Origin of the sequence: Actinomadura geliboluensis, from assembly GCF_043197915.1 — a bacterium.
GTDB lineage: Bacteria > Actinomycetota > Actinomycetes > Streptosporangiales > Streptosporangiaceae > Spirillospora > Spirillospora geliboluensis.
Map to the genome: position 1 here is coordinate 41,620 of NZ_JBICUA010000011.1, position 15,331 is coordinate 56,950.

Below are 15,331 nucleotides of genomic sequence, written 5' to 3' on the forward strand. Positions count from 1 at the left end.
AGGGCCGGGGTGGCGGGGTCAGACCAGGTCGACGAGGTCGGCGATGGAGGGGACGACCCGGCTCGGCCGGAACGGGAACCGGGCGATCTCCTCCTCGCGGGTCACGCCGGTCAGCACCAGGATCGTCTCCAGCCCGGCCTCGATGCCGGCGACGACGTCGGTGTCCATCCGGTCGCCGATCATCGCGGTGCACTCGCTGTGCCCGCCGACCACGTTCAGCGCGGTCCGCATCATCAGCGGGTTGGGCTTGCCGACGAAGTACGGCTCCACCCCCGTCGCCCGGGTGATCATCGCGGCGACCGCGCCGCAGGCCGGCAGCGACCCCTCCGGGGACGGGCCGATCGGGTCGGGGTTGGTGGCCACGAACCGGGCGCCGCCCTCGATCAGCCGGATCGCGCGGGTGATCTGGGAGAAGCTGTAGGTGCGGGTCTCGCCGAGGACCACGTAGTCGGGGTCGATGTCGGTGAGGACGAAGTCGGCCTCGTGCAGCGCCGTGGTCAGCCCCGCCTCCCCGATCACGTACGCGGTGCCCTCGGGGCGCTGGTCGGCCAGGAACCGCGCGGTCGCCAGCGCCGAGGTCCAGATCGACTCGGCCGGGACCTGCAGGCCGGCCGCCGCCAGCCGGGCCGACAGGTCCCGGCGGGTGTAGATCGAGTTGTTGGTGAGGACGAGGAACGGCGTGCCGGACGCCGACAGCCGGCGGATGAACTCCTCGGCGCCGGGCACGGGGCGGCCCTCGTGGACCAGGACCCCGTCCATGTCCGACAGCCAGTACTCGATCGGCCTGCGTTCGGTCATGTCCCCATTGTCGCAGGTGGGGATCTTCGCTCGCGCCGCCGTGCCCGGGACGCCGCCGCGGCCGGGGCGTTGACCTGCACGTGATGTGGATCATAGATTCTCGGCACGGCGCACCGAACCGTGTTCGGCGGTCGGGCCGCGCGGCGGGCGCGCCGTCACCCCGCGGGAGGCGCGACGTGCAGGACCGTGAACGACAGGACCGGGACGTGCAGGGGAACGGCCGGGACGGCGCCGCCGGCGCCGCCGGTGCCGGGAGGCTGCCGGGGATCGCCGAGGTCAGGGCGGCGATGACCGCGCCCGGGCAGCCGTTCGAGATGGACGAGGTGGACATCCGCGGCGTACCGACGCGGGTGTGGCGCAACGCCCCCGGCACCCTGCGCGACGTCCTGGAGATCTCCCGCGCGCACGGCGAGGCCGACTTCCTGGTCTACGGCGGCGACCGGCTCACCTTCGCCGGCCACTACGCGCGCGCCGCCGCGTTCGCGCGGGTCCTCATCGGCCGGTACGGGGTCGCCAAGGGCGACCGGGTCGCGATCGCGATGCGCAACTACCCCGAGTGGTCGGTGGCGTTCTTCGGCGCCGCCGCCGCGGGCGCGGTGGTGGTGCCGCTGAACGCCTGGTGGAGCGCCGACGAGCTGGAGTACGGCCTGGCCGACAGCGGCGCCGAGGTCCTCATCGCCGACGCCGAGCGCGCCGAGCGGCTCGCCGGTGCCTTGCCGGGCCTGGGGGCGGCGTGCCTGGTCGCGCGGCCGGACGGCGCCCTGCCGGCCGGTGCCGAGGCGTTCGACGACGTGCTCGGCGACCCCGGCGACCCGGCCGCGGCGTCCCTGCCCGAGGTGGCGATCGAACCCGACGACGACGCCACCATCTTCTACACCTCCGGCACCACCGGGCGGTCCAAGGGCGCGCTCGGCACGCACCGCAACATCACCACCAACCCCGTCAGCCTCGCCTACGGGATCATGTCGGCCGGGGTCCGCGCCGGCCGCACGGTGGAGGAGCTGGCCGTGCCGCAGCGGCGGGTGACGCTGCTGAGCGTCCCGTTCTTCCACGCCACCGGCTGCCATTCGGTGCTGGTCAGCAGCGCGCTGCAGGGCGGCACGGTCGTGCTGATGTACAAGTGGGACGTCCGGCGGGCGCTGGAGCTGATCGAGCGGGAGCGGGTCACCGGGTTCGGCGGCGTCCCCACGATGGCGTGGCAGGTGCTGACCTCCCCCGACTTCGGCGACTACGACACCTCCAGCCTCACCGGCGTCAGCTACGGCGGCGCGCCGGCCGCGCCCGCCCTGGTCGACAAGATCAAGGAGCGGCTGCCCGAGCGGGTGCCCGGCAACGGCTACGGGCTGACCGAGACCTCCTCGGTCACCACCTACAACGGCGGCGTGAACTACCTGGAGCGGCCCGAGAGCGTCGGCCCGGCCGTCGCGGTCTGCGACGTCAAGGTGGTCGGCCCCGCCGGGGACGAACTGCCCGCCGGCGAGGTCGGCGAGCTGCTGATCAAGGGCCCGAACGTCATCAAGGGGTACTGGAACAAGCCGGAGGCGACCGCGGCCGCGTTCGAGGACGGCTGGTTCCGCAGCGGCGACCTGGCCCGCCTGGACGAGGACGGGTTCGTCTACATCGTCGACCGGGCCAAGGACATGCTGATCCGCGGCGGCGAGAACATCTACTGCGCCGAGGTGGAGGCGGTCCTGTACGAGCATCCGGCGGTCGCCGACTGCGCGGTGATCGGCGTCCCGCACGAGGTGCTGGGCGAGGAGGTCGGCGCGGTGATCGTGCCGCGGCCGGGCGCGAAGGTCGACGAGGCGGAGATCCGGGCGTTCACCGGCGGGCGGATCGCGGCGTTCAAGGTGCCGGTGCACGTGTGGTTCCGGGACGAGCCGCTGCCCCGCAACCCCGGCGGGAAGATCCTCAAGCGGCGGCTGCGGGAGGAGCTGCTGGCCTGACCCTCCCGGGCTCTGCCGGGCCCGCCCGGTCCGGGCCCGGCGGGGCGGGCGCCGCTAGGGTGATCTTGTGATGAGCGACGATGACCCGCGGTCCGGCATCCGGCAGGTCGACGCGCCGGGCCTGGCGCCCGGCCCCGGCTACAGCCACGCCGTCTCGGCCGACCTGCCGGGGCGGCTGGTGGCGGTGAGCGGGCAGATCGCCCTGGACGCCGCCGGGAACCTGGTCGGGCCCGGCGACCTGGAGGCCCAGACGCGGCAGGTGTTCGCCAACCTGGAGGCCGCGCTGGCCGCCGCCGGCGCCGGCTGGGAGCACGTGGTGCGGCTCGGCTACTTCCTGCGCGACGCCGGCGGCGTCGGCGTGGTCCGCGCCGTCCGCGCCGAGTTCGTGCCCGAGGGGGTGGCGCCGGCCGCGTCGCTGGTCGAGGTGTCCCGGCTGGTCCGCGACGACCTGCTGGTGGAGATCGAGGCCCTGGCCGTCGTCCCCGCCGCCCCGCCCGGCGCCTGACCCCCGGCCGGGGCCGCGTCAACGCGGAGCGGGGCGCCCCGGAAGGATCCGGGGCGCCCCGCCGCGTCGGGACCGGACGGTCAGACGTTCACGCCGAAGTCGGAGGCGATGCCCGACAGGCCGGAGGCGTAGCCCTGCCCGACCGCGCGGAACTTCCACTCGGCGCCGTTGCGGTACAGCTCGCCGAACACCATGGCGGTCTCGGTCGAGGCGTCCTCCGACAGGTCGTAGCGCGCGATCTCGCTGTTGTCGGCCTGGTTCACCACGCGGATGAACGCGTTGCGGACCTGCCCGAAGTTCTGCTGGCGGCCGTCGGCGTCGTAGATCGACACCGGGAACACGATCTTGGCGACGTCGGCCGGGACCGTGTTCAGGCTGACCTTGATCTGCTCGTCGTCGCCCTCGCCCTCACCGGTGAGGTTGTCGCCGGTGTGCTCGACCGAGCCGTCGGGGCTCTTGAGGTTGTTGAAGAACACGAAGTGCTGGTCCGACAGCACCTTGTTCTCCGCCGACACGAGCAGGGCGCTGGCGTCCAGGTCGAAGTCGGTCCCGGTGGTGGTCCGCACGTCCCAGCCCAGACCGACCACGACGGCGGTCAGTCCGGGGGCCTCCTTGGTCAGCGAGACGTTGCCGCCCTTGCTCAGACTGACTCCCACTGTTGTCTACCTCCGTATCGGACTGCGGGTGGATGCACCCGCGATCGGTCTGTCTTACGAGAACGGTAGCCATCCCCGCCCGGTTCCCCCGGGTCCTTGGAGAATTAGCGGCGCGGCGTGCCGTTTCGCATGATCCGAGCGTAGGGGACGGGGGTCAGGAGCCGGTGAGGAACGCGGTGGGCGCGGTGACGGGGGCGGGCAGGTCGAACGCGGCGGCAAGGTCCGCGGCCGCGGGCGCCAGCGCGTCGCAGGCGCGGCGGCGCGCCGCCCGCACGTCCTCCAGCGTGCCGGGCGGGGCGGCGCCCTCGTCGAGCAGGTCGGCGGCGCGGCGGTCCACGACGTTCAGGGCGTGCAGGTGCAGCACCCGCGCCAGCTCGGCGGGTCCGGCGGCCGCGGCGGCGGCGCAGATCTCCAGGACGATCCGGTCGGCGCAGGCGGCGGCGGTCCGCGCGGCCAGGGCCAGGTTGCCGTTCCAGGCGGTGAAGGCGTCGCCGCCGCCGCGCAGGGCGGTGTCGACGCGGTCCTGGAGCCGGTCGCGCATGCGCCGTTCGGCCTCGCGGAGCAGGAACAGCGGCGTCCGCGGCGAGTCGAGGTCGCCGCCGCCGGGCGGGGCGCCGCCGGGGTCGGGCGGGGTGTAGCGGTCGAGGGCGGCCATGGCGCGGGCGGTGTCGTAGAGGATCAGCTCGTTGTCGCCGCCGGCGTTCTGGTAGGCGTGGGCGAGGCCGCGGTAGGCGTTGAGGCGCTCGTCGGCGGCGAAGCCGGGCGCGCCGCTGTGCACCCGGCACGCCGACACCGTCTGCTGCGCCTGCGCGGTCGCGGCGGCCTTCAGCAGCGCCAGGTCGCGGTCGACCGCCGACCACGGCGCCCACGCGGTGTCGGGCCCGGCCCCGCCGGAGGCGCCAGCGGGGCCGACGGGGCCGGTGGGGCGGGGCGCGGTGACGTGCGCGGCGACGGCGGTGAGCGCGTACCCGGCGGCGAGCGCGCCCAGCACCGCCTCCTGCTGGTTGCGGTAGTCGGTGAGGGGGCGGCGGGGCGCGAGCCGGCCGAGGGTGGTGCGGCCGGCCGAGTGCGCGGCCAGCATCCCGGCGGACGCGCGGGTGATCGCGGCGGAGGCGGAGATCACGGCCCGCCACACCGGCGGCGCCACGCCCATGGAGCGGGTGAGGCGCGCCGCGGGGTCGCCGGCGGGGTCGTGGAAGGTGCCGTCGGGGTCGATGCGGGCGCCGTCGCGCAGCCACGCCGCGTAGGGGACGCGGACGCCGTCGAGCAGGACGGCGGCGTAGTCGATCTGCAGCCCGGTCGTCTCGGGGGCGGGGACGATCCGGACGCCGGGCGGGACGGTGCCGTCCGGGCGGCGCAGCGGAACCGCGAACACGAACACGCCGCGTTCGCGGCCGTCGTGGACGAGGGTGGCGTAGACGGCGGCGGTCTTGGCGACGGCGGGGTGGGCGGTGTTGGTGGGGAACTTGGCGGCGCGGGTGTCGGGGGTGGTGAGGACGAACCCGCCGGTGGCGGGGTCGTGGTGGGCGGTGGTGCGGGGCGACAGGTGGCTGTTGCTGCGGCCGACCTCGGTCATCAGCAGGGTCCCGGCCGCCTGCATCGACTCCAGCGACTCCCGTGCGCTCACCGCGCCGTCCTCGGCGGCGGTGTCGTCCTGGCCGCCGCCGAACCGGATGATGGGGCCGAGCGCGAGGGTGTAGTGCAGCAGCATCACGTGGAACAGGGCGGGGTCGGCGATCGCGGCGCGGTCCAGCAGCGCGCACAGCGCGGGCGGGTCGGCGAGCAGGTCGGCGGCGGGCGGCGCGGCGAGCCCGGCGCCGCGCAGCCGCTCGTAGGTGAGGGCCTGGTGCTCGCGGGCGGTGAGCCCGCCGGGGTAGGTGAAGAACTCCTCGGGGACGGCGTCGCGCAGCCGGGCCCGGGTCTTGGCGTCGAGGGACGCGCCGCGCACGAACGTGGCCAGCGCGGTGTCGGGTGTTCCGTTGGGTGCGGTGTCCATCAGTGCTCCTCTCCCCCGGCGCCCGGTGCGGCCTTGCCGGTGCGTCCGTGGCGGGGCCGGTCGCGCAGCGGCGCCAGGGTGCGCGCGCCGGGGACGGCCAGCCGCGCGCACTGGCACAGCGCGTCGCCGGGGCCGGCCTCGGTGAACACGGTCGCGCCGGCGGCGTGCACGGCGCGCAGCGCGTCGGGGAGGCGGACGGGTTTGACGATGCAGTCGGCCATGGCGCGGTGCAGGTCGTCGCCGTCGCGGTAGGCGCGGCCCCGGACCGGGGAGTGCACGGGGATCTCCAGGGGCCGCTGGGGCAGGTGGCGGATCATGGCGTACCACTCGTCGTCGGCGCCGGCCATCGCCGGGTGGTGCGACAGGTAGGGGACGGCGAGCCGGACGGCGCGCACGCCGGCGGCGCGGGCGGCGTCGACGACGCGGTCCAGGGGGCCGTCGGGTCCGGACACGATCGTGACCGAGGGGGCGTTGAGGCAGGCGACGACGACCTCGGGGGCGCCGGCGGCGTCGATGCAGGCTCCGGCGCCGTCCTCGCCGGCCTCCAGCAGCGCCATGCCGCCGCCGCGGCCGCGGCGGGCCAGGACGCCGACGGCGGAGACGGCCATCCGGGCGCCGTCGGCGATGGTGAACGCGCCGGCGCACACGAGCGCGGCGATCTCGCCGAAGCTCTGCCCGACGGCGCAGGCGGGGTGGACGCCGTCGGCGCGCAGGGCGCGGTCGACGGCGACGGAGGCGGCGTAGGAGCACAGCTGCGCGACGCCGGGGGTGCGGGACGCGGCGCGGTAGCCGGAGGGGTCCTCCAGCAGGACCGCGCGCAGGGACGGCCATCCGGTGGCGGGCAGGCCCTCCTGGACGGCGTCCAGGACGTCGGCGACGGCGCGGGCGGCGCCGGGCCCGGTGCGGGCGAGGGCGGGCAGGTCGGGGACGCCGGTCGAGCCGGTGCCGGGGAACAGGAAGGCGCAGCTGTCGTCGGGCTTGAGCGCTTCGGCCGGGGGGAAGGCGGTGGACGGCACGCGGGGGTCTCCTTACCTGGAAGGAAGGCTCACTTTCCCATTCGGATAAAGGCCGCTTTACGGATAGGTATGGAACATAAACCGTGAAATGGGATTATTCACTCGTGGGTTGGGCCTGACAACCGTTGTGACGCGAGGGGGAACCGAGCATGTCCTCGAGGCAAGGCCCGGCATGGGCGATTCACGGGACCGGCGCCTACCTTCCCGAGCGGTGCGTGCCCAGCGAGGAGCTGTCGCGCACGCTCGGCCTGGAGCCGTCCTGGATCGAGGACCGCACCGGAATCCGCCGCCGGCACCTGGCCGCGCCCGGGCAGGCCGCCTCCGACCTGGCCGCGGCCGCCGCCGCCCGCGCCCTGGACGCCGCCGGGCTCGACGCGGCCGACATCGGCCTGATCGTCCTCGGCACCTCCACCCCCGACCTGATCGCCCCGTCCACCGCCTGCCGCGTGCAGGCGCTGCTCGGCGCCCGCCGCGCCGCCGCGTTCGACGTCGCCGCCGCCTGCACCGGCTACGTGTTCGGGCTGCAGGCCGCGCTCGGCTGGCTGGCCGCCCAGTCCGGCCCGGCCCGGTACGCGCTGGTCGTCGGCGTCGAGGTGTACTCCCGGTTCCTGGACCCCGCCGACCGCGGCACCGTCGCGGTGTTCGGCGACGGCGCCGCCGCCACGGTGATCGGCGCCGCCGCCGCGCCCTACGGGTTCGGGCCGGTCACGCTCGGGTCCGACGGCTCGGGCGCCGACGACGTGCTCATCCCCGCCGGCGGCAGCCGCACCCCCGCCAGCGCCGACACCCTCGCCTCCCTCGGCCACACCATCCGCATGGACGGCCGCGCCGTCCGCGGCTTCATCACCCGGATCTTCCCCCGGCTGGTCGCCGAGGCCACCGAGGCCGCCGGGATCAAGCCCGCCGACCTGGCCCTGGTCGTCCCGCACCAGCCCAACCCGCGGCTGGTGGCGGCGCTGGCCGCCGAGGCCGGCCTGGACGCCGCGCAGCTGGCGATCGTCGGGCAGGACGTCGGCAACATCGGCGCCGCGAGCATCCCCTACGCCCTGGACCAGGCCGTCCGCGCCGGCCGCCTCGCGCCCGGCGACCAGGTGCTGCTCGCCGGGTTCGGCGCGGGCGTGACCTGGGGCCACACCCTCATCACCTGGCCCCCCGCCTGACCCCCGGCTACCAGGGGGAGGCCACGAGGGCCTGCACGGCGAGCGCGGTCAGCGCCTGCGCGGCCAGCCACGCCCGGGCGGGCGGCCCGTGCAGGGACGCCGCCGCCGGCAGCCATACCGCGAACGGCACCCAGATCCGCTCGACCTCGCCGCGCGTCACCCCGGAGGCGTCCAGCACCAGCACCCCCACCAGCGCCGCCGCCGCCAGCGCCGCGACCGCGGCCCGCGCCGGGACGGCCCCCGCCCGCGCCGCGCCGCGCAGCACCCCCGGCACGTCGCGCAGGGCGGCGGCAGCGGCGGGCAGCGCGTGCGCGACCGCCGGGCCCGTCAGCAGCCCCAGCACCGCCAGGTTCGCCAGGACGAAGTAGGCGTAGGAACGCTGCGCCGACCCCCGGCTGACCAGGTAGGTGTCCAGGGTGGCGCGGACGCCGTCGGGCCACCAGAACCCCGCCAGCGTGAACGCGGCGGGCACCACGACCAGGCCCGCGCCCAGCGCCGCGAGCACCCGCCCCCGGGGCCGGGCCAGCACGACCACCGCCAGCGGCAGCGCGAACAGCGGCAGCAGCCCGTAGCTGAGGTAGGGCAGGGAGCCCAGCAGCAGCCCGCCGCCCGCCGCGAGCACACCCGCCGCGAGCAGGCCCGCCCGGCGCGGGGGGCGGTCCCGGCGGGCGGCGGCCGCCAGCAGCGCCGTGCCCCACGCGGCCACGGCCAGGAAGAACGCGTCCATCGCGGTCGCGATCCACACCGCCAGCGGCGCCAGCACCAGCAGCGGCACCGCCGCGCGCGCCGCCCGCTCCCCCGCCGTCCACCGCAGGGTCACCGCGACGGCGGCGGCCGCGGACGCGCCCGCCACGACGATCACCGCCGCCGCCCAGCCGGTGCCGCCGAGCCCGACGCGCTCCAGCGCCCACAGCGCCAGCGTCGGCAGCGGCGGATGCCCCCGCACGTGGGTGGTGTAGCCGCCGAGCCGGTCGGTGAAGGTCCGCACCCACTCCAGCGGGTCGGGCCGCACCTGCGCCAGCCCGGCCGGGTACTCGGTCGGCGCGTCCAGCGGCGCGGCGAGCGCGCCCCGGCCGTCGCCGGCCGCCAGTACCACCGCCCACGCCGCCGACCCCGCCCACGCCAGCACCGGCACCGCCCGCCACGGCAGCCGCGCCGCCAGCGGCGGCAGCACCGCCACCGCCGCCGCCGCGAACGCCGCCGCCGGCAGCAGCTCCCAGGTCAGGGGCCGCTCCCGCGCCCGCGCGTGCAGCGGCGGCAACGCGTCCTCGGTCTCCAGCCCGGCGCGCCGCAGGTACCACCCGGCCGCGAACGCCGCCGCGATCCCGGCCGCCCACACCGCGACCGCGACCCACCCGTACCGCCCGCGCGTCCGGGTGCCGCCGCCGCGGGTCGCGGGCCGCCGGGCGCCGGTGAGCGTCACCGCCGCCCGCCCTTGCGGCGCCGCGCCAGCCGCACCGCCACCGCGAGGGCGGTGGCCACGGCGATCGCGGTCAGGACGAGCGCGAGGTTGCGGCCGTAGGGCAGCGGCAGCCGGGACGGCTCGTCGGCGCGGCGGCCGTAGCCCAGGACGAGCGGCAGCGCGACCGCGGTGACGCATCCGGCGACGACGAGCGCGGCCCGCACGGCGGGCTTGGCCGCGGCCGGAAGCCGCGCGGTGGCCAGCCCGGCGGCCAGCACCAGCGGGACCAGCACGGCGTCGTGCAGGACGGCCGCGCCCGCGAACCACGCCGCCCACCGGGCGACGGGGACGTCGTCGGCGATGCCGCGCGCGCCGAAGCCGATGAGCGCCAGGCCCGCCGCGTAGGCGGCCCACACCGCGATCCGGGAGGTCATGTCACCACCAGCCGGTGCACCCATTTGGTCTGGATGACCCCGGGCCGGTTCGGTGCGATGAGGCGGCACGGGTAGCCGTGGTCGAGGGCCAGGGGCGCGCCGTTCAGGCCGAGGGCGAGCAGGGTGAGCGGGTCGGTCCAGTGCGGCGGGTCGACCATGGAGGTGCGGTAGGGGCCGCCGCGTTCCAGCGACTCGACGCGGACCCTGGCGCCGGCGGGGGCGCCGGCCAGGCGCAGCAGGTCCCGCAGCCGCACGCCCGTCCAGTCCGCCTCGACGCTCCAGCCCTCCACGCAGGCGATCGGGAGCCGCGCGGTGTGCTGCGGCAGGGCGCGCAGGCCGTCCAGGGACAGGGTGAGGGGCCGGTCGACGCGGCCGGTGACGGTGAGCCGCCAGGCGGGGTCGCGGGCGGCGGCGGTGACGCCGGTCGCGGCGGCGGACTTGTTGACCGGGACGCCCTGCGGGCCGGTGCCGGGGCGGCGCGGCGCCAGCACCGCCAGCCGCGCCAGCGGCGTCACCGTCTGCCCGACCGTGGTCGCGGCGATGACGCCGCCCGCGGCGGCGGCGGTGAGCAGGAACCCGCGGCGGCCCACCCCGTCCCGGGGACGGGTCATCAGCGCCCGCCGCGCCGTGCCGCCCTCGTTGGCGATGTGCACCAGCAGCGCCCCGAACAGGATGTAGGCCGTCCAGTAGTGCGCGGTGGTGAAGAAGAACCGGAACACGTACCAGTAGGCGATGTTCAGCACCCCGGTGACGGTCTGGAACAGCGCCGCCCCGACCAGCACGAACACCAGCAGCCGCTGCACCGCGTGCCCGGCCGAGCGCACCGGCGGCCACTGCCACAGCCGGGGGTAGACCGTCCACAGCTTGGCCAGCAGCAGCGGCACGGTCGCCAGCCCGCCGATGACGTGGACGCCCTGGGTGACGCGGTACAGGCCCACCGGCCGCGACGGCCACTGCATCCACCCGGCCGGGTGCTGCATGAAATGGCTGACCAGGCCCGTGGTGAACGACACCGTGACCGAGACGCCGAGGGCGACGCCGAGCCACGACGCGATCCGGGTGTCGTGCAGGCGGCTGGTGAACCGCCCGGCCATGCCGGTGAGCAGCGGCGGCGGTGCCGGCCGCGCACGGGTCAGGCGCGCGGGGATCCGCCGCACGCGGGTCAAGCGTGCGCGGGTCGGGCGCGCAGGGCGACGAACCACCGTCCGGCCTCCTCCCACAGTTCGGTCACGGTCGCCGCGCTCGCGGCGGCCAGGTCGCCGGCGGCGTCGGCCGACACCCGCGCCCAGGTGAACCATTCGCCGACGGTGTACCCCGACCGCAGCCGCACGGGCTCGATCCGGGAGCCGGCGCCGGGCGGGTCGACCTCGACCAGGACCCGGCCGCCGGGCGCGGGCAGCGCGAGGACGCGGCGCAGCAGCGCGGCGGGGTCGCCGCCGATGCCGATGTTGCCGTCCGCCAGCAGCACGGTGCCCCACCGGCCGGTGCCGGGCACGCGCCCGAACACGTCGCGGCACAGGGCGGGCGCGCCGGCGGCGACGGTCAGCGCGACCGCGGCGGGGGCCACGTCGATGCCGAGGACGGGGACGCCGCGGCGGGCCAGCGCCACGGTGAGCCGGCCCGGCCCGGACCCGACGTCCAGGACGGCGCCGCGGCAGCGGGCCAGCAGCCCGGCGTCGCCGGGGCGGGCCGCGGCGAGCCAGTCCTGCACCGGCAGCGGGCGTCGGCGGCCGTCGGCGTGCTCGATCTCCACGGGGGCGCGGCCCCGCAGCGCCTCCTCGTACAGCGCGCCGATCATGCCGGGACGGTCCCGGCGTGCAGGCCTCGCAGCGCGGCGGCGAACCGGGTCCCTTCGGCCAGCGCGGCGACGGCGCGGGCGTCGGCGGGGGTGTCGACGTCGGTGAGCTCGGGCAGCAGCCCGACCCGCAGGCCGGCGCCGCGCAGCCGGGCGAGCTGGGCGGTTCCGGTGTCGGGACGCGACATCGGGACGCCGCGCAGCAGCCGCGGGTCGGGGCGGCGCAGCCCGAGCAGCCAGTACCCGCCGTCGGCGGCGGGCCCGAGCACCGCGTCGCGGTCGCGCAGGGCGCGGGCGGCGCGGCGCAGCAGCGCGGGGGTGACCTGCGGTGTGTCCATGCCGATGAGGACCAGGGGGCGGCCGGCCCACGCGTCGGTGAACGCGGCGGCCAGCCGCTCGTCCAGGCCGCCGCCGCGCTGCGGCACGACGGTGAACCCGGCGGGCAGCCACGGCCCGGGCGCGCCGTCCAGCGCCAGGACCCGCCGCCCGGCGGGCGCGGCGGCGACCGCGGCGAGGGTGTCGCACAGCGCCGCCTCGGCGAGCGCGGCGGCCTGGCCGGGCGTGTAGGCGGGGGTGAGGCGGGTCTTGACGCGCCCGGGCGCGGGCTCCTTGGCGATCACGACGAGATCGGCGGGCGGGTCGGCGTCCGGAGTGGCGTCCGGGGCGGCGGCGGGGGCGGTCACCGGGCGGCCTCGGCCAGGACGCGGCGCATGTCGCGGACGGCGCGGACCGTCCCGCCGAGGGTCCCGGTCACCTTGGACGCGCCGGTGCGGGGCAGGTAGGCGACGTCGATCTCGGCGACCGGCCAGCCGTGGGCGGCGGCGCGCAGCACCATCTCCAGCGGGTAGCCGAACCGGCGGTCGGCCAGGCCCAGGCCGAGCAGCGCGGCGCGGGGCGCGGCGCGCATCGGGCCGAGGTCGCGCAGGCGGGTGCCGGCGCGCCGGTTCAGGGAGCGGGCCAGGACGGCGTTGCCGAGGCGGGCGTGCGGCGGCCACGCGCCGCGTCCCGCGGGGCGGCGGCGGCCCAGCACCAGCGCGGCCGCGCCGCCGGCGCGCAGCGCGGCGAGGGCGGCGGTGAGCCGGGGCAGTTCGGCGGGGTCGAGGGAGGCGTCGGCGTCCATCACGCACACCACCTCGGTCTCGGCGGCCAGGAGCCCGGCGTGGCAGGCGGCTCCGAACCCGCGTTCGGGCGCGGCGACGACGCGGGCGCCGCGGTCGGCGGCGACGCGCGCGGAGCCGTCGGTGGAGGCGTTGTCGACCACCAGGGGCCGGAACCCGGCGGGCATCCGGTCCAGTACCCAGGGCAGTGCCTCGGCCTCGTTGAGGCACGGGAGAACCACATCGATCACGGTCCGACGCTACTTTCGGTGACGGGGCGGCGACCCTTACGAAGTGGTGACGGGCGCGGCGGCGAACTCGGCGATGCCGTCGGCGAACGCCACCGCCGGGGAGAACCCCAGTTCGCGGCGGGCCCGGTCGGGGCGGGCGACGATGTGTCGGACGTCGCCGAGCCGGTAGCCGCCGGTGACGCGCGGCGCCGGCCCGCCGTACGCGGCCGACAGCGCGGCCGCCATCTCCCCGATGGTGCGGGGCTCGCCGCTGGCGATGTTGTAGGCGCGCAGCCCGCCGGGCTCGGGCGGCCCGGCGGCGAGCCGCTCCAGCGCGAGCACGTTGGCGCGGGCGACGTCGCGGACGTGCACGAAGTCGCGGCGCTGCGCGCCGTCCTCGAACACCAGCGGCGGCCGGCCGTCCAGCAGCGCGGACCGGAAGATCGCGGCGACGCCGGCGTAGGGGGTGTCGCGGGGCATCCGCGGCCCGTAGACGTTGTGGTAGCGCAGCGCGGCGGCGGACCCGCCGGTGGCGCGGGCCCAGGACGCGGCCAGGTGCTCCTGGGCGAGTTTGGTGTCGGCGTAGGCGTTGCGGGGGTCGGGCGGGGCGTCCTCGGCGACGGCGCCGGGCGCGAGCGGCCGCCCGCAGGCGGGGCAGCCGGGGTCGAACCGGCCGGCGGCCAGGTCCTGCTCGGGGCGGGGCCGGGGCCGGACGGGCCCGTGCGCGGCGCAGCCGTAGGCGCCCTCCCCGTAGACGACCATCGAGGAGGCCAGGACGAGGGCGCCGACGCCGGCGCGGGCCATCTCGGCCAGCAGCACGGCGGTGCCCTGCACGTTCGCGGCGGTGTAGGCGGGCAGGTCGGTCACGTCGACGCCGAGGCCGACCTTGGCGGCCTGGTGGCAGACGGCGTCGACGCCGGCCAGCCGCCGGGCGACGGTGGCGGGGTCGGCGACGTCGGCGGGCGCGCCGCCGAGGCCGTCGGGCCGGGCGTCCAGGCCGCGGACGCGGTGCCCGGCGGCGGTGAGCGCCTCGGCGACGTGCGAGCCGATGAACCCGGCCGATCCGGTGAGCAGTACGTTCATGGCGACGAAGGTAGGACGCTCGGCGCGGCCGGGACGGCGTCCGCGGCCCGGTCAAGCCACCTTGTTCCAACCTTGTAAGAACTTCACCCGCGAGCCCCCCGCCGCGACCCCGCCGCGACCCCGCCGAGGGGGGTGGGTCAGGGGGTGACGAGCGGGGCGAGGAGCCCGACGGCCTTGTCGACGTCGGCCTCGGTGGTGGTGAGGTGGAACGCGCAGCGCAGCCGCCCGGCCCGCACGGAGGCGATCACCCCGCCGCGGCGCAGCGCCTCGGCGGTGCCGCCGGGGACGTCGACCGCCACGATCGCCGAGTCGCCGGGCGGCAGCCCGAGCCCGGCGCGGAACCGGCGGGCCAGCGCGACGTCGTGGTCGTGGATCGCGGCGATCCCGACCCGCTCCAGCAGTTCCAGCGCGGGGGCGTGCCCGGCCCAGCACTGCCACGCCGGGGACAGGTCCAGGCGGCGCGCGTCGCCGGCCAGCCGCAGCGGCAGCCCGTAGATCGAGTCCCAGATGTCGGCGCCGGCGTACCAGCCGGCGCCGATCGGCGGCAGCGTCCGCAGCGCCTCGGCGGTGCCGGTGAGGAAGCAGGTGCCGCGGGGCCCGAGCAGCCACTTGTAGCCGCCGCACACCAGCCAGTCGACGCGGTCGGCGGGCAGCGGCAGCCATCCGGCGGCCTGGGTGGCGTCCAGCAGGATCCGGGCGCCGTGCGCGCGGGCCGCGGCGATCAGGTCGCCGAGGGGGGCGATGCGGCCGTCGGCGGACTGCACCGCCGACACCGCGACGACGCCGGTGCGGGCGGTGACCTGCTCGGCGATCCGCTCCAGCGGCACCGACCGGACGGTGAGGCCGGGCCGGGCGGCGAAGGGGAACAGCAGGGAGGTGAAGTCGCCGTCGGCGACCAGGACCTCGGTGCGGTCGGGCAGCGACGCGGCGACCAGCCCCACGAAGTAGGACACCTGCGGCCCGCACGCGACCCGCGCGGCGGGGACGCCGAGCAGCCGCGCGAACGCCTCCCGGGACCGGGTGACGGCCGCGTCCAGGTCGGTGGGGACCATGAGCCCGGCGGCGCGGTCGCGTTCGGCGGCGAGCATCGCCTCGTGCGCGGCGCGGGGCGGCAGCCCGTAGGTGGCGGTGTTGAGGTAGGCGGCGCCGGCGGCGAACTCGCGCTGCGCCGCCTCGATGGAGAGGGTCATGGTCCGATCGTCGGGCACCCGCG

The 15,331-nt window shown here is 77.3% G+C and carries 15 protein-coding genes; 3 read left to right on the plus strand and 12 right to left on the minus strand.

Annotated features, from left to right (window positions below; genetic code table 11):
• Positions 1 to 18: 18 nt before the first annotated feature.
• Entirely contained in the window at positions 19 to 798 is a 780-nt protein-coding gene (locus tag ACGFI1_RS31605) for an HAD-IIA family hydrolase (RefSeq protein ID WP_138641412.1), read from the minus strand.
• A 176-nt stretch (positions 799 to 974) separates the two neighbouring features.
• On the opposite strand from ACGFI1_RS31605, the gene ACGFI1_RS31610 reads away from it, so the two are divergent.
• The gene (locus ACGFI1_RS31610; protein WP_392790689.1) at positions 975 to 2,744 is read left to right on the plus strand and encodes a class I adenylate-forming enzyme family protein; all 1,770 of its coding nucleotides are present in this window, start codon (positions 975 to 977) and stop codon (positions 2,742 to 2,744) included.
• Positions 2,745 to 2,814: 70 nt separating this feature from the next.
• On the plus strand, positions 2,815 to 3,249 hold the full coding sequence (locus ACGFI1_RS31615) for a RidA family protein (protein WP_392790691.1): 435 nt from the start codon (positions 2,815 to 2,817) through the stop codon (positions 3,247 to 3,249).
• Between the two features lie 80 nt (positions 3,250 to 3,329).
• Here the strand turns inward: ACGFI1_RS31615 and ACGFI1_RS31620 are convergent, their stop codons facing one another.
• The 3 genes from ACGFI1_RS31620 to ACGFI1_RS31630 all read right to left on the minus strand — a co-directional run bounded on the left by ACGFI1_RS31620 (position 3,330) and on the right by ACGFI1_RS31630 (position 6,917).
• On the minus strand, positions 3,330 to 3,905 hold the full coding sequence (locus ACGFI1_RS31620; protein WP_138637870.1) for a TerD family protein: 576 nt from the start codon (positions 3,903 to 3,905) through the stop codon (positions 3,330 to 3,332).
• 154 nt (positions 3,906 to 4,059) lie between these two features.
• Entirely contained in the window at positions 4,060 to 5,901 is a 1,842-nt protein-coding gene (locus ACGFI1_RS31625; RefSeq protein WP_392790694.1) for an acyl-CoA dehydrogenase family protein, read from the minus strand.
• Entirely contained in the window at positions 5,901 to 6,917 is a 1,017-nt protein-coding gene (locus ACGFI1_RS31630) for an ACP S-malonyltransferase (protein WP_392734814.1), read from the minus strand. Before ACGFI1_RS31630 ends, ACGFI1_RS31625 begins: the two co-directional genes overlap by 1 nt.
• 149 nt (positions 6,918 to 7,066) lie before the next feature.
• On the opposite strand from ACGFI1_RS31630, the gene ACGFI1_RS31635 reads away from it, so the two are divergent.
• Complete coding sequence (locus ACGFI1_RS31635; RefSeq protein ID WP_392790697.1) at positions 7,067 to 8,077, plus strand: 3-oxoacyl-ACP synthase III family protein; 1,011 nt, start codon at positions 7,067 to 7,069, stop codon at positions 8,075 to 8,077.
• A 7-nt stretch (positions 8,078 to 8,084) separates the two neighbouring features.
• On the opposite strand, the gene ACGFI1_RS31640 is transcribed toward ACGFI1_RS31635, so the two are convergent.
• From ACGFI1_RS31640 to ACGFI1_RS31675, 8 genes are all read right to left on the minus strand, one after another.
• On the minus strand, positions 8,085 to 9,500 hold the full coding sequence (locus tag ACGFI1_RS31640; RefSeq protein WP_392790700.1) for a hypothetical protein: 1,416 nt from the start codon (positions 9,498 to 9,500) through the stop codon (positions 8,085 to 8,087).
• On the minus strand, positions 9,497 to 9,913 hold the full coding sequence (locus ACGFI1_RS31645) for a hypothetical protein (protein WP_392790703.1): 417 nt from the start codon (positions 9,911 to 9,913) through the stop codon (positions 9,497 to 9,499). The genes ACGFI1_RS31640 and ACGFI1_RS31645 overlap by 4 nt, the downstream gene beginning before the upstream one ends.
• Positions 9,910 to 11,070 (minus strand): molybdopterin-dependent oxidoreductase, encoded by a 1,161-nt coding sequence (locus ACGFI1_RS31650; protein WP_392790705.1) that lies wholly within the window; start codon positions 11,068 to 11,070, stop codon positions 9,910 to 9,912. Before ACGFI1_RS31650 ends, ACGFI1_RS31645 begins: the two co-directional genes overlap by 4 nt.
• Before the next feature lie 5 nt (positions 11,071 to 11,075).
• Positions 11,076 to 11,711, minus strand: coding sequence for a class I SAM-dependent methyltransferase (locus ACGFI1_RS31655; protein ID WP_392790707.1), 636 nt, complete (start codon positions 11,709 to 11,711; stop codon positions 11,076 to 11,078).
• The gene (locus ACGFI1_RS31660; protein WP_392790709.1) at positions 11,708 to 12,391 is read right to left on the minus strand and encodes a TIGR04282 family arsenosugar biosynthesis glycosyltransferase; all 684 of its coding nucleotides are present in this window, start codon (positions 12,389 to 12,391) and stop codon (positions 11,708 to 11,710) included. The genes ACGFI1_RS31655 and ACGFI1_RS31660 overlap by 4 nt, the downstream gene beginning before the upstream one ends.
• Positions 12,388 to 13,056 (minus strand): glycosyltransferase family 2 protein, encoded by a 669-nt coding sequence (locus tag ACGFI1_RS31665; RefSeq protein ID WP_392790712.1) that lies wholly within the window; start codon positions 13,054 to 13,056, stop codon positions 12,388 to 12,390. Before ACGFI1_RS31665 ends, ACGFI1_RS31660 begins: the two co-directional genes overlap by 4 nt.
• A gap of 36 nt (positions 13,057 to 13,092) precedes the next feature.
• On the minus strand, positions 13,093 to 14,118 hold the full coding sequence (locus ACGFI1_RS31670; protein WP_392734825.1) for an NAD-dependent epimerase/dehydratase family protein: 1,026 nt from the start codon (positions 14,116 to 14,118) through the stop codon (positions 13,093 to 13,095).
• 137 nt (positions 14,119 to 14,255) lie between these two features.
• Positions 14,256 to 15,308, minus strand: a complete 1,053-nt coding sequence (locus ACGFI1_RS31675; RefSeq protein ID WP_392790714.1) for an aminotransferase class V-fold PLP-dependent enzyme — start codon at positions 15,306 to 15,308, stop codon at positions 14,256 to 14,258.
• Between the last annotated feature and the right edge of the window lie 23 nt (positions 15,309 to 15,331).